Raw genomic sequence first — 17,828 nt, forward strand, 5'->3', positions numbered from 1 at the left:
TTAAGTAGCTGAGTTTTCATTAGTGCTTAATACAGAGTCGTGCTCAATACAGCCATTTGTTTATTATAGTGGTTGATACGTGGTAGTAGAAATAGTGCAGCCTGTTTTGCTGCCATATCTGGATTTGGATATGGGAGAATTTCTGCTGAGATCCAACCATCGAAGCCCGACTTGTATATCGAAGTAAAAATGTGATCAAAATCAATATGACCCTGACCCGGTGCCAGCCTGTTAGAATCGGCAAAGTGAATGTAATTGATGTGATCAATATGCTGAACTAATTCATCAGCAATAGTTTTGTCTTCAATATTCATATGAAAAACATCTGGCATAACCATTAGATTAGGCATCCCCACTTTTTCAATTATAGCTGCGCCTTCCTCAACAGTATTGATAAAATCGGTTTCATAGCGATTAACAGGCTCGATCAGCAAAATCACATTCCTCGATCTTGCATATTCACATAATTCCCTGGTGACCTCGACAAACAATTGTTCCACCTCGATGGCGTTTCTTTTTCCTACCTTCCCCCGCACACGTCCGATATTAATCTGACCACCAAAATTTTCGGCCAGATCAATCAGCTCTTTAAAAATACTGATGATTTCTGCTCTTTTCGCGCGGTTTTCCTGCGTCAACATGAGCCCACCATCCGCATATACCTGGCCTGTTGATATACATGACACCTCAATGTCATGGTCCTTTAAAATTTGTTGCAAACGAGAAGTATTTATTTCACCTGCTCGTTTCAATGCCAGCTCAACACCATGATAACCCAGCTGAGCCGCTTTTGGGATACATTTTTCAAAACCCCTGTAAACAACAAAAGCACTGGGTAAGGCATGGGTGTCAGCTATGACAATAGACAATTTCATGCTTGTACCGTATTTACTTTAGTTAATACCGGCAATATCTTTATCACTTCAATTTTTTTGATGATTACAAAGAGCAGAACATAGCTTAATGGGTGAAGTATTCCTGCAACCATAAATGCAGGATTATATCCAAAATGCTGGATGACAAATCCAATTATCAAACTAAATAACATAGCTCCGTAAGTTGCCGCACAACCCATTAAGCCGGATACTGACCCAACTACTTCAGAGGGAAAGATATCCACAACAACTGTTTGCAGTATAGTAGAATATAACTGATGACCAAACATAGCAATACTAAAATATACAATCGCCATCTGTAGGGAAGCACCGGTAATTAGTAAAGATGCCGGTAACATCGCTGCAGCTATACCCAACGGTATTTTTCGGGCAATATCAAGTGTCACGCTCCTTTTTAACAACAAACTACTTGACCATCCTCCAATAAAACTACCTGCACCGGCAAACGCGTAAGGTATCCAGCCATAAGCACCGACACCCTTGATATCCAGCCCACGAACGTCATTTAAATACTTGGGCAGCCAAAAAATAAAAAAGAACCAACCTGCATCTGCCAAAAATTTCATGACAAGTATCCCCCAGAGTTTGCGGTATGTAAATAACTTTTTCCAGGGTAATTGCAGTACACCCGTCTGTTCATAACTTGTTTCTTTTTGTATTCCATCCATGATATATTGCTTTTCGTCATCTCTAAGATAAACTGAATCGGCAGGTTTGGAATACAATCGAAGCCAGCCAATCACCCAAATCAATCCAATCATCCCCGTGAAAAAAAATGTCCACCTCCAGTTGAAATAAAAAATGATCAATGCAATCAAAGGGGGCGCTATAACGGCTCCCAAACTTGAACCCGTGTTAAAAATCCCAAATGCCAGTGCACGTTCTTTTGATGAAAACCATTCCGCCACTACTTTTGCCGATCCCGGAAAAGCGCCGCCTTCCCCAACACCTAATAAAAATCTGGCAACCCCTAAACCAAATATCCCGGAAACAAATCCATGTAATATATTGGCGATAGACCACCAGATGATCATGACTGCGTATCCTTTCCTGCATCCCCATAAATCTATAAGCCTTCCACCAACGGCATACATCGTACCATAGGCAAAAAGAAATAAGCTATTAATCATCCCGTATTGAGCATCGCCTACCGGAAATGATTTCCTGATCTCACTTAATGCCACCGGAAGATTTTGTCTGTCAAGATAGTTTATAGCAGTTGCAACCGCTATCATTCCTATTATCCACCACCGGAAATTTTTTACTTTCATCGTGTTCACTATGGCATTTAAGCAGAACCTGGCTTCCCAAAAGAAGTAACTAAGCCCCCATCTACATATATGATCTGTCCATTTACAAAATCAGATGCCGCAGAAGCAAGAAAAACAGCTGTTCCCGCCAGATCCTGTGGAGTACCCCATCTTCCTGCAGGCGTTCTGCTAACAATATAATCATTCAAAGGATTTCCTTTGTCACGATAAGGAGTGTTAATTGGTGTAGCAATATAGCCGGGTCCGATACCATTCACCTGGATATTATGAACTGCCCATTCAGTTGCGAGATTTCGGGTCAGCATTTTTAGCCCTCCTTTTGCGGCGGCATAGGCGGCAACGTCATCTCTTCCAAGTTCACTCATCAAAGAGCAAATGTTGATGATCTTTCCTGAACCCCGTTTTATCATATATCTACCTACATACTTGGATAAAACAAAGGGAGCAGTGAGATTCGTATTGATTACGATATTCCAATCTTCTTCATCTATATCCTGTGCCGGTGCACGTTTAATAATACCGGCATTATTCACCAGGATATCTATCGGACCGCTTGTATTTTCTATAGTATCAATGGTATTCTTAACAAGCCTGCTATCTGTAATATCAAAAATCCATCCTTCTGCATTAATATTCCGTTCTGAACATTTCAAGAGACACTCATCCAGTTTTTGACGGTTACGGGCGTTGATTAGTACCGTGGCTCCGGCATTACCAAGCGCGTTTACAATAGCTTCGCCTATGCCCTGCGTACCGCCGGTAACCAATGCGCGTTTTCCTGTTAAATCAAAAGGCAAACTCATAAATGATTTAGATGGAGGCTTTCAGAAGCCGTTAAAAATTATATTAAATCTATATGGTAAATCCATCGACCCTGACATAAGTATTTGCGGTTGTTAATATATACTCACCTAATTCCTTACAACACATTATGCACCTGTTACTCTATGAAGCACTAAATGCTTTTGTTTATACTGGCTTGGTGTAATGCCTACAATTTTCTTAAACTGGCTATTGAAATGGGTAAAATTGTTAAACCCGATTTCAAAACAAACCTGTGAAATACTCACATTGTCTTCGATTAACATTTTACAGGCACTGCCGATTTTAATCTCATTCAGGAATTGGGTGTAGGTTTTATTGGTACGCGATTTGAAATATCTACAAAAAGCCGTCGAACTCATATAAGCGATTTTTGAAACATCGTCCAAAGTTGGATTATCCGCATAATTGTTAATAATATACTGATAAACATTATTCATCCTGCTGCATTCTTCTTCATCTAAGTTGTGAGTAAATCCTCTACTGGACAATATTTCGTAATCTTTAGCATTTGACATTGTTTGTAAAATCGACAACAAGTCGATTACTTTAGCCAAACTATCCTTGCTGTTATCCAGCTTTTTTATCTGGCAAATGAGTTGTTCTTTAACCGCTCCCTTAAACCTGATCCCTCTTCTTGAATTAGACAATAATCTTTTGAAGTTTGCAATATCAGGCATATTCAAAATGGCGTCACCAAAAAAATCCTGTTTAAAATACAAAACGATAGCTTTAGATCTGTTAGTTGTAGTTTTCTGATAATACTCTTCATCACTACGATAAAAATGAGGAATGTCCTGACCGATGAATGCTAAATCTCCGGGTTGAAACCGCTCCATACTATCACCCACAAAGCGTATACCCGTTCCCTGTAGCACTAACATGATTTCATACTCAGGATGAAAATGCCATGAGGGGAAAAAAAAATGATCGTTCACCTTCATCAATTGAAATACTTCCCGGGGTGGAGTATTAATTATTTTAAGCAGTGGTTTCATGATATAAGTGAGCTTATTTAACAACTATATTTTTCCAATAGGCATTGCCGGCTTCCTTACCCGGAATTAATACCCGCTGGTACAATCTGATCTTTGTTGTTTTTCCTTCATTTGAATCGATTGCTACTTTTATTGGTTCCCAGTGTCGTTCTTTTGATTCTCCTGCAATAAGCTTAGTGAGCTTTTTCTGATTGCCTATAAAAACATCAAGCGCCCAAACCCTGCCTGGATCAACTCCTGCATCGAACGAAATTTCTTTCTGACCGTTCACTTTTATTTCTCTGCTTAACAGAAGCCCTCTTATTTCGTCCCTTGGATAAGTAGCTAGTACTTCCCCATCCAAATATGTATTACCCCTGATACCACTCATGCCCCCGCCGGCCCCGCCGAATCCGGCTCTTTCCAGTTGCCAGTCCGGATTCCAATACTGCATGAGATCAGCCAACTTAAATAATTCCGCCGGCTGTGTAACTGGTTCCTGGACTGTGATATTGACGCCCTCTGAGCCCAGTTTTTCACCATTTTTTTGCAGAATCAGTTTCCCAATGACCACAGTTCGATTACTCAAATCGGTTATACTTTCATCGACTGCGGGGGTAAGTACTACCGACCCCATCTTCTCTCCTTTGATCCGGTCGCCAAAACTTTTTACCAGGTAATCAGGTATTGATTTTAACCCGCGCATGGCACCTATTACAGCACCAGCATTTGCGGCATTACAGTCAGCGTCCGTAAAATCTGCCGCGGAGTAAGCGAGATTCACCGTTTTCAGGAAATCTGCTTCTCCATACCATAAACTGGCGGCAACAATGCCTCCGTTGGGCACGGCATTATTGGTAGCGGGATATTCAATATGCCAACGATCTTCAATAGCATCAAAAACCTGCTTTGCAGTTTTCCCTTCATCCGCCAGTTTAATCACCAGGTCTATGCATTCTCTGTAAGGGGACGAAGGATGAATTAAACCCGCTGCTTTACGAACAATCATTTTCGGATCCTTTTCAAAAAATCCCAGGCTTACCATACCCGCTACAAAAACAGCTCCATCTGTTCCCTCGGCATACCCGTTAACATGTCCAAATTTCCTGGCCATTTGCGCCGCCACATTGGGCAAACCGGGTGCCAGGGCACCGTAAATATCAGCACTAAATTGCGGGCCGATAGAAAACCAGAGTTTATTGTACCTGGGATGACCGGATTCCGGAGGCATGATCCCCTTATTTATCATCAACAAACTTTGCGCGCTCGAGCCCCAGGTGCCACATGAATTTTCCTTCCATTGCTCACCCAACTGACGCTCGGTCAAATCAATACCATATTTTTCAAACGCCCTGATAGCCGCCATCTCATAATACCAATCATCGTCTACCGGGGCAGATGTGAATTTTCCGGGCAATTGGTCAACCCATTCCACGGATGCTGTATGATGTTCAAATTGGAAACCCATAAGGGTGGCTGCTATCTGCCCGATCCAGATAGCCTGTACGCGATCCTTATATTCATCAAACGAAAGTTTACGCTGACTTTGCAGTGGAGCTTCCCGTTTACCTTTTGCATTACTTTTCCCAGATGATTGTGCAACAGTTGATATCGTTGTGAAGAAAAAGAAGCTGGCATAAAGGCCAAAAACGCATATCCTGTTCATGATGTTGATCATTATATATTTTTAAAGTTATACTGGTTGTCAATCTAGTGACGTGTACTGATTGACAAATAGCCATTAGTTATATCCGTTGTTTTGTTTAAACTCCCCTGCAGTTCTGTCAATCTGGTCCTGCGGTATAGGACGAAGCACATGATAAACCTGGATATTTGCCGCTGCCACCGGGTTGTATTTCTTAACTCTCTCTATCAATTTCCCGGTACGTACCAGATCCAGCCAGCGGGTGCCTTCGCCGAGCAGCTCGCGCGCACGTTCGTCAAGGATAAAGTCAATATCGAGTTGTGCAGGTGTGATCTCCATAGCCACTTTATTCGCTGCAGTTTCTGCCGGGGTTCCACCTGTGTTAGCCGCCCTGCGCCTGACAACGTTAATGTATGTCGCTGCTTCCGCTGCATTTCCACTCATGAGCAGTGCCTCGGCAGCTACAAGGTAAGTTTCTGCCAGGCGATACAACAGCAAATCTCTTGATCCTGGTTGATCGTTCACACTTGTACGCTGTGGATCAAGAAATTTGGTAAGCGTAGGAAATACTCTTTCGTTTTGCCTGCTGGGGGTCCATACATTATATTTAATCTGGCTGAGCTCTGCATTTGTATATTCCCTGTCAGCTAAATATACTGCAGTGTCACCTGCTTTTAAATTTACCGAATTACCATTAATTGTGTAAGTGCCGGGTCTGTTACAATAAAATACCCGTTTAAAACTTTTGGTATACCGGCTATCCAGTTGCCTGTTGAAAAGCGTATTCAAAACAAAATTTGTTGGCCTGTAACGTGCATATGGCCTGCCGTTGGCTATATCTCTTTGCATCCCGGGTAAATCATCATATTTCATAATAAAATACAAATGCAATGTGTTTCCAAGACCATTAGAAATGACATCCTTGTTATTCTGGATGGCAAAAATCACTTCCGAATGCTTTTCACCCCCTCCCTGTTCAAATACTTTTCCGAAATCATCCAACAGTTTGTAGCTATAATTATTGATAACGCCTTTAGCCAGACTTGCAGCCCTGGTATAATCATCTGGTTGCTTTGCAGAAGATGTAGCCCTGGTGAGATAAACATTTGCCAGTAAATTTTCTGCAGCCGGTTTGTTAACACGGCCGTAGTTAGCAGGATTTTCGGGCAGATTTTTTACGGCAAAACTTAGATCGTCAATAATCGCATCATAAACATCTTTCACAGATGCCCTGGTTGGATTTGTTATTATGCCTGTTGTTTCGGTCAGGGGAAGCGGCACTGGCCCCCATAGCTGAACCAACAGGAAATAATATTGGGCTCTGATAAATCTTACTTCTGCTACCCTTGTATTTTTAGTAGCATCAGCTATTCCCGTTACCTCCGGGGCCCTTGTAATGACAGCGTTGCAGGTATTGATCGCAATGTAAAGGTTATTCCAATTAAACGTAACCGCGTTGGTACGGGGATTAAGGTCACTATTATAACTGTTCATCATTTTAAATCCGCCGTCAAAACCATTAGTATATGTATCTGTTCCAAAGGTGGTAAGAACTGGAATTATGCCGTTGTCTTCTATAGCACAGAATATATTCCGCAAAGAAGAATATGCTGCATTTACGCCATCAGTAAACCCCTTGTCGGTACTGAGGTAACTACCTACCACCTGTGACCTGACATCTTCCTGCAGCACTTTGGTACAAGATGGTATAATGATCAAAAGAAAACACAGATTTAAGAATGAAATATTTTTCATAGCCAACTTTTTAGAATCTTACATTTAAACCAAAAAGGAATTGTTTTGCGGGCGGGGTACTGGTAGTAGGAAATTCAGGGTCGATCCCATTATATTCATTTGTATATGGTGACCACACAAAGGGATTCTGTACGCTGACGTACAATCTCAATGATTGCATCCGCATTTTTTGAGCAATGGTTGCCGGAATGTTATAGCCCAGGTTAATATTCCTGATTTTTACAAAAGAACCGCTGATATAAGAAAGTGTTGAACCATATATTGGACTTTCCTGGCCTGAGTTAGGTTGCGGATAAGCGTTGGTAGGATTTGTTTTTGTCCAGTAGTCGACCTTATATTGATTTACACGACCAGATAAATAACGGAAACTTCCGTGAAACGGACTTTGTATCATACTCCCAAAACGTGAAAAAATCAATATTGATAAATCAAATCCTTTATAAGAAAACCGATTCGTCATACCGCCCATTAATTTTGGAACGTCTGACCCGAGAATCCGACGATCCCCCGGATCAATAACTCCATTTTTATTTTGATCCTCTACCCTGATTCCCCCCACTACAGAGCCATATTGCTTAGCCTGAGCCTCCTGACCGAGTTGCCAGACACCTGTCTTTACAAAATCATAATACACTTTTGCAGGTTGTCCGATAAATAAGAGATTACCTACATCGTCTATTTTTCCACGAGAGAGTTCAATGATCTCCTCTTTGTTGCTAAAAAGGTTCAGGTCAGTTGTCCATTCAAATCCATTACTCTTGTGCGATTCGACATTAACGGTGGAGAGACTAAATTCTATTCCACGGTTCTGCTTTGACCCTATATTCGTCAATACAGAAGAAAACCCTCCACTAATGGGCAGCAACTTTGGCAATAATAAATCGGTTGTTTTGGACTGATACAATTCAACACTGCCTGATATCCTGTTATTAAACATACCGAAATCCAAACCAAGGTTAAGAGACCCGGTGCTTTCCCACTTTAGATCCTGGTTCGGTATTGTGAAAGGCCTGTAACCAAAGGCAGGTGCCCCATCAAAATCGTACTGTGTTCGTGTGAGCAGACCATTGGTTTGATAAGGGGCGATCCCCTCATTTCCAGTTTGTCCATAACTGACCCTAAGTTTCAAATTGTTGAAAAACTTACTGCCATGCATGAAGTTTTCATTAATTACATTCCATGCAATTGCGGCTGAAGGAAAATACCCCCATTTATTTTGTGGTGCAAATTTTGAAGAGCCATCTGCCCTGCCTGTCAAAGTAAGCAGCAAACGATTGTCAAAAGTATAGTTTACGCGCGCCATATACGATAGGATGGACCATTTTTCAAAGGCACTTGCCACCCCACTAATGACGGATGCTGCACCCATGTTATAATATTCCAATGATTCGATAGGCAAACCACTAACATTTATGCCCGATTGTTCAAATTGTCTTGTTTGTAATCCATACAAACCAGTAAAATCGATACTATGTTTTTTGGCAATATTCTTTTTGTAGGTAAGTACATTTTCCCAGGTGTAGGCGAAAGTAAAATCTTCATTGACTGAAGCGGCAGGATCACCTCCCCTGCGGTTATTCGTTTGACTTCCGAAAAAATTCCCTTTCCGGTTCTGCGTAAGATCAGGCGCAAAACTGATCCTGAATTTTAAGCCATCCATGATCTCTGCATCAGCATAAATATTACTTAACAATCGAAACCGTTTACTCTTGTTAATTACCGCACCGGGAACGAGTTCGGACAATGGGTTGCTGCGTAAGCCGTCACTGGTAGGGAGAAATATTAAATTACCATTGTCATCGTAAGGAACACCCAGCGGGTTTTCTGAAAGTGCACCAAAATCAGCAGATTGACCGTATGGATTTACGTCTTCGCCATTTCTTTCACTGTACGATGCAAGCGTAGACATACCGATTTTAAACCGCTTACCAAGACCCTGATCAATATTAAACCTTGAAGTATAACGTGTAAAATCCTGTCCGGCTATCAAACCCTGATCCTCAAAATATCCCAGGGCAATATTAAATCTTGTTGCAGCAGACCCTCCATTTACACTAAGTTCATGATTTTGAATACGCCCTTTGTCAACCATCAGTCTTTGCCAATCTGTACTTCTCCCTTGCACTATAGACTCTAATTCTACAGGTTCAAATAATTTCGCATCCGCCTGGGGATCTGTATCATCATATTGAGGTCTTCCCGTTGCAGGATTAATAACAGCTCTGCGTGATTCTCTTTTATATTCGGCAAAATCGGCACCATTCATGAGATCAGCATATTTCATAATCTCCGAAATACCGTAGTAACCATCATAACCAACCGTTGTTCTACCCTGCTTTCCCCTTGCAGTTGTTATCAAAATTACCCCGTTTGCACCTCTAGAGCCATAGATGGCTGTTGCCGATGCATCTTTCAAAACTTCGATGGAAGCAATATCACCGGGGTTTATATCATTTAGTCCGCCCGATATAGGTGCGCCGTCGATAACATAAAGCGGATCATTTCCAGCATTAAATGATCTTCTGCCCCTTATCTGCACACTAACTCCGGCACCTGGTTTATTACCGGTATTCAACACGTATACCCCTGCAGCCCTGCCCTGCAACATCTGAGAAGCATTTGTAACAGGTACTTCTTTCAAAGCCCTGGGGGAAATAGAGGAAATGGCCCCGGTTACATCTCCTTTTCTCTGGGTACCATATCCTATGACTACCACTTCATTTAATCCCTTATCAGATTTGGTAAGTGTAACAATTAAGTAATCCTTGTTCACTATCATTTCCTTATTCTGAAAGCCCAGGAAACTAAATAACAGGGTCTCACCTTGCCCTGCATTAATGGTAAAGTTTCCGAGACTGTCTGAGGTCGTGCCACGACCAGTTCCTTTGACTATAATACTTACACCGTTCAATTTCGAAAGGTCATCACTGGCAGAGACAACGCCACTGATATTCGTTGTTTGTGCATAACCGATTCTCAACAGTAATAAAAAAGTGAGTGGTACAGCAAGCAACTTATTTCTCATAACACTTAATTTTATTAAGTTTTGGCAATCTGGAAATTTTGTATGACATCCAGGATAAGGCATACCTGATAAGTAGTATCTATTCGCAGACAGACAACCTGACAAAAATTCTCAAAGGCAATAGGGCTCTTGTCCGCATATATTGCGAAAAGCTGCACATGACCAATAAATCAGAAACACCTGTATCGAAACTTTGCCGGGCCTTAAATTGATTTTCTTAAATACTTATTGCGAATAGAAAGTGGAGGCATATGGCTACTTGGTTTTAGAAGAATAAATTTTAAGCAATCCCGATTCGTCGACACTAAGTTATTAAGGATATGACCTTTTCTATAAAAGTGGATTGGCTAATGGTTAAAGTATTTTAACATCAATACACTAGCAACATCGCAGAATAGGATAAAATAGCTTAACAGTGGGAATGTTAAGGATACAAACATCAATTTATCGCTCAGTTGTTGACCACAAACATCAAGAAAGTTATCACAATAGTTAATACACACGAAGGCGAAAAAAGCTGCGTGCCGTTTACAGCGAACCTGGTGGCCTTTACGGTCTTTAAAATCCGAAAAATCTCCTGTCACCAATTGTTCGAGCAAAAAACAAAATTGAAACTAACAAAGTACAATAACGAAAATATTTTTGCTTTATAGCCTTATACCCGATGCCCGAATTGCCAATGATGACTAATATTGATAATAACAATCTGAAGGCCTCAACGAATCTTATGTGGCCTCCATTAATCGCTTTCTCTCGGACCTCATCTGGTGGAGGACCAGTAGCATAAGCTGGAATCCACATCATAAAGTCAACTTCTTCGTTGCCTTTATGATGTGGATTCCAAAAATTAATTTCCAACCTTAATCAGCTTCACAGTTGTTCTCTTACCTCCGCGAATAATTTCTGCGAAATAAACCCCCGGCCGGTATCCTGACCCGAATTTAACCGCACTGTTCGTAAATACATTAGACCTGGACTCTACAATACGACCGACTGCATCAAATACCTTCATGTTCACCACCTCATTTTTAGCAGATTTAATAAGCAGTGTAAACTCCCTTACGCCTGGATTTGGAAATACCTTTACTGAAAGATCATCCGCAGATACCGGATTTATTTTTGATGCGGTGCTGGCTGCCCCTTCACTAAATGGTGAAAGTACTGAGCCGGGTATAACATCAATCGTAACATTACCCGGTGTTGTCCAACCTACTGCAAGGTTATCTCCACCGCCACCTTCCACGTGCAGCGCTTCAATATAGTAGCGGGTATTAGCCTGGAGCGTTATTTGCACAGATTTTTGTTCTGCGTACCTTGTCCAATCTCTTGGACCAACCCAGTCAGGTGAATGGGCAATCCTTTGCTTCAAAGCAGGATTGTCGCTTGTACTTAGCCACAACTCGCCTACATTATCCGCTGCTATATAGAATGTGTAATTACCACTGAACGGAGCACAGATATAACCGCGCACACGTTGTCCATATCCGTTGGTTATATTAGAAGGTGCTTCGAAAGAGGTCAGTTGCGATGTCGTTGTAGGTGCGCTGTTCAATGGGATAGCTGAGATTTTCTCACCAGCCACATTTTGCCAGAACTCACGAACGATATATCCCGGTGAGGAACAAGTGCCAGTATTTTCCAAAACCTCTATGACTACCGGATCAGAAGTTGTGCTGTTGCCTGAATTATCCGTCGCTTTTGCAGTCAATGAATATCTTCCGGCACTGACATGGGTCCAACGAATTTCGTAGGGCGCGCGGTCGATCTCTAATGTCTTTACATTATCCAGGAAAAACTCCACTTTTGTTATTGATCCATCTCCATCATCGGCTATAGCAGTCACAGTGAAATTAGCTGGTGCAAGAAAATTGTTTCCATCAACTATCAGTTTCACCGTCGGAGGCTGATTGGTTATTGATGTAAATGGCGAAAGCACTGTACCAGGTATGACTGAAATATCACTGCTACCAGGCGTTATCCATCCCACGGCCAGGTTATCTCCACCTCCACCTTCAACATGAAGTGCTTCGATATAATACTTTGTGTTAGCCTGGAGATTAATTGACACTGATTTTTGTTCCGCATATCTCGTCCACTCTCTTTGCCCGACCCAGTCAGGCGAATGCGCAATCTTCAGTTTGTTAGCAGGATTATCATTGGTACTCAACCACAACTCCCCTACATTATCGGCTGCTATGTAGAATGTGTAATTTCCGGTTACCGGGGCACAGACATAACCACGCACACGTTGTCCATATCCGTTGGTTATATTTGATGGTGCTTCGAAGGAAGTGAGTTGTGATGTGAAAGTAGGTATTGAGTGTAACGGTATAGATGAAATTCTCTCCCCTGCAACATTCTGCCAGAACTCCCGAACAATATAACCCGCCGATGAACAAGTGTTTGTGGGTTGACTAACCATTACAGTGACCGGATCGGAAACGTTACTGTTGCCTGAATTGTCCGTTGCTTTTGCAGTGAAGGTAAAAGTACCGGCACCCACATCTTCCCAGCTGAACTCATATGGTGCACTGATGTCTTCACCGATTTTCAGAGATCCCCAGAAGAACTCGACTTTTGTTACCGAACCATCCGGATCATTTGCAGTCGCACCCATCCTGATTGTTGCGGGTTCAGTGTAGTTGGTGGCATCTGTAGTCATGCCCACTGCTGGTGGCTGGTTGGTTATTGTGGTATAGGGTGAAAGCACGGAACCAGGGATAACAGTGATAGCTGAACTACCAGGTGTTGTCCATCCCACGGCCAGGTTGTCTCCACCACCACCTTCTACGTCTAATGCTTCTATATAATACTTCGTATTTGCCTGCAGACTGATAGATACTGATCTTTGTTCCGCATATCTTGTCCACTCGCGTTGAGCAACCCAATCAGGTGAATAGGCAATTCGCCGTTTTGACGCCGGATTATCATTTGTGCTCAACCATAACTCACCGATATTGTCAGCTGCGATAAAAAAAGTATAATTACCTGTCACCGGTGCACATATATATCCGCGTACGCGTTGACCATAGCCATTTGTTATATTTGATGGCGTCTCGAAAGAAGTGAGTTGTGATGTGAAGGTTGGTGAAGTAGTTAATGGTATAGAAGAGATATTTTCACCTGGAACATTTTGCCAGAATTCACTGGTAATATAACCCAGCGATGCACAATTATTCGAAGTGGCTGTCGCAGATATGTAATAAGCGCCGAGTGATCCGTAGTCTGAATTAGCTCCCAGTTCTCCCATGGTGCCATCAACCGATAAATAATATGTCCCTGCCGGAAGGTTGAGTGTTTGCGCAATAAATACTGTTGCCTGGTCTATCGTCGCAATCGTGGCGCCAGCTGAGTTCCTGACCGACAGGAACACGTCGAGATTTGCATAATTGATCTCGGGGTCGATCCGGAATTCAACATTGCCACCCGGTGAAACATAAGAAAACACATCAACATCCCCACGTGTTGTGATCACTCCCCTGTTATCTGTTGAAGACGCATTGCCCGCGGCATCAATCACCAACGGTGTAGCAGTCGCAGGATCATTGCCGTGATCATCATTACGAAATCCGAAGCCATAACCGGTCATTATGTTCAGATCATCCTCCTGGTTGTTTGCAAAGGGGTATTCGCCTTTGCTCCATTGGGCCTGCATCACCGTATAGGTAGTGCCCATTATGGGGCCCCAGTTATTCTGGCCGGCAAAATACGTTTCCGGTGGTGTTGTACGACCGTCATGACCGAGACCCAGGGTGTGACCGGCTTCATGAGAACCTGCTTCTCCGGCTCCTTTGACAGAAGGATTCCATACCCAGCAAGGGGTTTCACCGTCGGGGCTGCCTCCACTTCTGAATGATCCGATATATGCATATCCGCCCCAGCCTGGTAGAAAATAATTAGTGGGCGTAAATATTATTCGCTGTCTTAAATTGACCGGTGCGTTATTGAACACACCTTCGTCTGTAGTTACATTTAAATTGAAGGGACGGAAGTCTTCACTCATCAGTTTCCACACCTCGATCATTTCTGTTTCCGAAAGCACTGCATGGGCAGCTACGATGGGGTTCCCGTTGTTGTACCACCTGTTCCATACCGTATTCTCCACTGTTTGCCCGTCGAAGTCGAGGTATAAAACGGCTGTTGCCCCAGGCAAACTCTGGAGACCCGGTGGCGCAGCTGCAGCGGCTGGCGTTATACCTGGTGCTCCTTCTGCACCAATTTTTGGAAACCTCTCCTTGCCAATACAGAATACCTTGTCGATGTCCTCTTCCTTAAGATATATTGAGCCATCGGAAGTTGACGAATAGCGGTAAAATTTCTTTTGAGCCGGCATAATGATCCCGCCTTCAGCAACCGATCCCTGGATCCGGATATAGAACTTACTTTCTTTGACATTATTTACTTCACCGAAAAAAAACTCCCCATCTTTTTCCTGTTTACTTGCATTCACTTTCAGCGCTAATTGCTGGTTGCCGAGGCGTGGTAATGCAACGATCGTTTCTGCGGTCGTCAACTTTTTCGCTGCCTCAGCGCGTTTTTTAAAGGTTCCTGAAACATCTGCCACTTTACCAACATAAACTGGATTTTGCGCATGCAGCATAGAGGGAACAGACAGGTATGCGATAAGCACAAGCAGTATGTAAATTTTTTTCATGTTAATAGAGGTTTAGGTAAATGATGAGGGGATGCCGGGACATTCAACAGGGTAAACGTATTTGCGCAGATTTGTGAAAGCAGAGACGGTATTTGAAGTACACTGGCCTTGAAGGATGTAGATATTCAACTTAGAATTCGAAACTTTGACTGATCGATGATTTAGAAGCTGAACCACTGCTTCGATGGTGCTCAGCATTCGCACGATTTATGGAAGACATCTCCAACCCGGTGAACTTTGTATGCTGCCTGGCATTTGGTTCCCGGTAGGGCATCGGTACAGCCAAATATTATGACGTGAAATTGACCCAACCCGTGATGGATAACCGGTTAAGTGTATAGTGCCGGACGTTCATATGTAATTCTTTGCAAAAATAAGTCTGAGGCATGTTTGCGAATTCCTTCGCCTGGGATGACGAGGTCCATGATTTGGGGTTTTTAAGAATAAAAAGCGATCGGGGTTAATAATCTGCCACAAATTGTCCTTATCAGAATCACAGGGTCCAATTACAATATAATTTAAGAAACTTCGTGCACAATTCAGTGAGATTCATCGATAACATTTTTCCGGAATTTTATGGGCGGACAACGACGACTTACCCGGGCCGGCAACCGTAAATAGCAAGGAGATGAGACTCCTTTGTATCTTTAATCCGGCAACATTGGTGAACCAAATATTTTTGGAATGATTATGAACTTAAACCATGAAGTATATTTATCTCGGTGACAGAAACACCGTATCGGACCTTAAAGGGAAGGCATGCATAGCGGTTCGCAGGGATGATGGTAAGTGCATCCGCGGCAAAAACGGATCAATGCTTGTGAGCTTTGAAGGTGTGAGACACAATATCCCCGCCCGCCTCTTGAGGAAGCTGAAATGATGGTTCAGGGATTTTCGGGGTTGAAGGCCTGATGATGCTTTTCAACTACCTTGTATAGTTCCGCTATCAGCGCCCTGTGTCGGTCGGACGGTTCCTTCAAAAATTTGTTGAGTTCATAGTATTCAAGGGGATCAGAAAGTACAATCTGAATTTTATCATTTTCCGCCACTTCAGTCAAAACAGGATCAAGGAGTTGCACCGTGTAAATGGGCACAGAAGGTTTGCCGGTTGGAGTGTCACTTAAATGTGTTGTTTCGGCAACAGCTATTTTCCGGTTTTCCCCTTCGAATAACACGTGTTCTACAACATGATTGCGGTAGCTCATATTTCCTGATGTTTAAAACAAGATACCGAATATCACCGATTTATTTCCCGTGTTTCTTATCCCCTGTCATGTATCAGTATGGGCATGCATTCTGCGGGGATCTTATAAATTTGGCATTAGGCCATAACCTGAGCATCAGTTATAGATCTCCAATGTATTAAAAATTATTTTGGTCATGCATTCGGATGCTTCAACTTTACGGAGATAAAAAAATCGCACACCCATGGTTTATAATATTCTAAACGGAGATGCGCTGGCTCATAGTTTTCCTGACGCCAATATTGAAGGAGATATAGTCGTTGTCAGGGAAGCCCTTATAGGCGGCAACTTAATTGGCGATACTTCGGACGAATTTTGGCAATCGAGGACTGAATACCTGGGACTGACCGCAACTGAATACCGCGAAAGCGTTGTAAATCAATTTGAAATAATTATGAATGCCCCTGACAACTCACATTTCAACCTTTGGTTCGAGTATGATTTATTCTGCCAGGTTAATATGTGGTTCGTCATTTCAATAATAAACAGTTTGCCGATAAAGAAAAAAGTGTATGCTGTGTATACTACTTATCTCGGTAGGGACAGCAATCAATTTTGGAATGGTTTCGGGCCAGCAAATTCAGGTGATCTTTCCAGGTGTTTTGCTGAGAGGATTCTCGTAAATTATATAGACTTACAACTTGGCCAAGACTTATGGACAGCTTATAAAAGTGGCGACCTTTCACTATTAGAGCGCCTGGCGGACAATCATACTCCTGCTTTTCCATATCTGAAAGAAGTGATCCAGGCTCACGTTGACCGCTTTCCAAAAGACAGTACAAAAGGAAGACCTGAAAGGGTTATCGAAGACATAATCAAAAATGTGTCAACCGACTTTCATAAAGTATGCCGCGAATTCTGGAAAAGAGAAAGCATTTATGGCTTCGGCGATACTCAAGTGAAACATATTTATGACAAGGTTATGCGCAACCGTTGAGACCAGCATCCCATTTCAAATAATCCAATCCAGCTTACTGATTACAGTTCCCTGACTTTATCGATCTAAATGGAAATCCGGGTGTACATTCCGACGGATATGACCTGGCAAATCGGCCTTATCTTTAGTAGTTCATCATTAGCAATTAATAATGAAAAAGAAACAAAACCTGATCGTCTTTCTTGTGGCTTCATCAGCACTGGCAGCATTAATGATCCCTGGAAAGGCAACGGCCCAGCTACCCGGCACTAAGCGGACCAATCTACAGCAAAAAGACCTGAGCGTTCCCGGCCGCGAAATGGTGCAGGCACGAATCGACATAGAACCAGGTGTAACTGCTCCCAGGCATTCGCACCCAGGTGAAGAAATCATTTATGTATTAGAAGGGGTGTTTGAATACATACTCGATGGCAAGCCACCGCTCACGCTTAAAGCCGGCGAGGTCCTGTTTATCCCCGCAGGAGTAGTTCACTCAGCAAAGAATGTCGGCAAGGGCAACGCTGCGGAGCTTGCCACCTATATCGTTGAAAAAGGAAAGCCACTGCTTGTACTTGCAAAGTAAAAATTCCGCTGACCGAAACGAACCATCATTTGTATTGGTA

At 42.6% G+C, this 17,828-nt stretch carries 11 protein-coding genes; 2 read left to right on the top strand and 9 right to left on the bottom strand.

What is annotated here, in order from left to right:
• Positions 1-26: 26 nt before the first annotated feature.
• The 9 genes from ACX0G7_RS02160 to ACX0G7_RS02200 form a co-directional block, all read right to left on the bottom strand.
• Complete coding sequence (locus tag ACX0G7_RS02160) at positions 27-875, bottom strand: TIM barrel protein (RefSeq protein ID WP_458921766.1); 849 nt, start codon at positions 873-875, stop codon at positions 27-29.
• Positions 872-2,167 carry an MFS transporter gene (locus tag ACX0G7_RS02165; protein ID WP_458921767.1) on the bottom strand — a complete coding sequence of 432 codons (1,296 nt, stop codon included), beginning with the start codon at positions 2,165-2,167 and terminating at the stop codon, positions 872-874. The genes ACX0G7_RS02160 and ACX0G7_RS02165 overlap by 4 nt, the downstream gene beginning before the upstream one ends.
• 17 nt (positions 2,168-2,184) lie before the next feature.
• On the bottom strand, positions 2,185-2,964 hold the full coding sequence (locus ACX0G7_RS02170) for an SDR family oxidoreductase (protein ID WP_458921768.1): 780 nt from the start codon (positions 2,962-2,964) through the stop codon (positions 2,185-2,187).
• A 132-nt stretch (positions 2,965-3,096) separates the two neighbouring features.
• On the bottom strand, positions 3,097-3,987 hold the full coding sequence (locus tag ACX0G7_RS02175; RefSeq protein ID WP_458921769.1) for an AraC family transcriptional regulator: 891 nt from the start codon (positions 3,985-3,987) through the stop codon (positions 3,097-3,099).
• Positions 3,988-4,000: 13 nt separating this feature from the next.
• Complete coding sequence (locus ACX0G7_RS02180) at positions 4,001-5,644, bottom strand: ADP-ribosylglycohydrolase family protein (protein ID WP_458921770.1); 1,644 nt, start codon at positions 5,642-5,644, stop codon at positions 4,001-4,003.
• 63 nt (positions 5,645-5,707) lie between these two features.
• Positions 5,708-7,366, bottom strand: coding sequence for a RagB/SusD family nutrient uptake outer membrane protein (locus tag ACX0G7_RS02185; protein WP_458921771.1), 1,659 nt, complete (start codon positions 7,364-7,366; stop codon positions 5,708-5,710).
• Positions 7,367-7,376: 10 nt separating this feature from the next.
• The gene (locus ACX0G7_RS02190; protein WP_458921772.1) at positions 7,377-10,391 is read right to left on the bottom strand and encodes a SusC/RagA family TonB-linked outer membrane protein; all 3,015 of its coding nucleotides are present in this window, start codon (positions 10,389-10,391) and stop codon (positions 7,377-7,379) included.
• Between the two features lie 847 nt (positions 10,392-11,238).
• A complete protein-coding gene (locus tag ACX0G7_RS02195; protein WP_458921773.1) occupies positions 11,239-15,045 on the bottom strand; it encodes a GLEYA domain-containing protein in 3,807 nt (1,268 codons plus the stop codon).
• An 884-nt stretch (positions 15,046-15,929) separates the two neighbouring features.
• Positions 15,930-16,250, bottom strand: coding sequence for a hypothetical protein (locus ACX0G7_RS02200; protein WP_458921774.1), 321 nt, complete (start codon positions 16,248-16,250; stop codon positions 15,930-15,932).
• Positions 16,251-16,473: 223 nt separating this feature from the next.
• Here ACX0G7_RS02200 and ACX0G7_RS02205 point away from each other — a divergent pair, with 223 nt between their 5' ends.
• Positions 16,474-17,226: a hypothetical protein gene (locus ACX0G7_RS02205; protein ID WP_458921775.1), complete on the top strand. Its 753-nt coding sequence runs from the start codon at positions 16,474-16,476 to the stop codon at positions 17,224-17,226.
• A gap of 151 nt (positions 17,227-17,377) precedes the next feature.
• Entirely contained in the window at positions 17,378-17,788 is a 411-nt protein-coding gene (locus ACX0G7_RS02210) for a cupin domain-containing protein (RefSeq protein WP_458921776.1), read from the top strand.
• Positions 17,789-17,828 lie beyond the last annotated feature (40 nt).

This window comes from Flavitalea antarctica, assembly GCF_054461535.1.

Bases quoted from the DNA above. Each gene is read 5' to 3' on its own strand.
- ACX0G7_RS02160 (WP_458921766.1), bottom strand. From the start codon at position 875: ATGAAATTGTCTATTGTCATAGCTGACACCCATGCCTTACCCAGTGCT.
- ACX0G7_RS02165 (WP_458921767.1), bottom strand. From the start codon at position 2,167: ATGAAAGTAAAAAATTTCCGGTGGTGGATAATAGGAATGATAGCGGTT.
- ACX0G7_RS02175 (WP_458921769.1), bottom strand. From the start codon at position 3,987: ATGAAACCACTGCTTAAAATAATTAATACTCCACCCCGGGAAGTATTT.
- ACX0G7_RS02180 (WP_458921770.1), bottom strand. From the start codon at position 5,644: ATGATCAACATCATGAACAGGATATGCGTTTTTGGCCTTTATGCCAGC.
- ACX0G7_RS02185 (WP_458921771.1), bottom strand. From the start codon at position 7,366: ATGAAAAATATTTCATTCTTAAATCTGTGTTTTCTTTTGATCATTATA.
- ACX0G7_RS02190 (WP_458921772.1), bottom strand. From the start codon at position 10,391: ATGAGAAATAAGTTGCTTGCTGTACCACTCACTTTTTTATTACTGTTG.
- ACX0G7_RS02195 (WP_458921773.1), bottom strand. From the start codon at position 15,045: ATGAAAAAAATTTACATACTGCTTGTGCTTATCGCATACCTGTCTGTT.
- ACX0G7_RS02200 (WP_458921774.1), bottom strand. From the start codon at position 16,250: ATGAGCTACCGCAATCATGTTGTAGAACACGTGTTATTCGAAGGGGAA.
- ACX0G7_RS02205 (WP_458921775.1), top strand. From the start codon at position 16,474: ATGGTTTATAATATTCTAAACGGAGATGCGCTGGCTCATAGTTTTCCT.
- ACX0G7_RS02210 (WP_458921776.1), top strand. From the start codon at position 17,378: ATGAAAAAGAAACAAAACCTGATCGTCTTTCTTGTGGCTTCATCAGCA.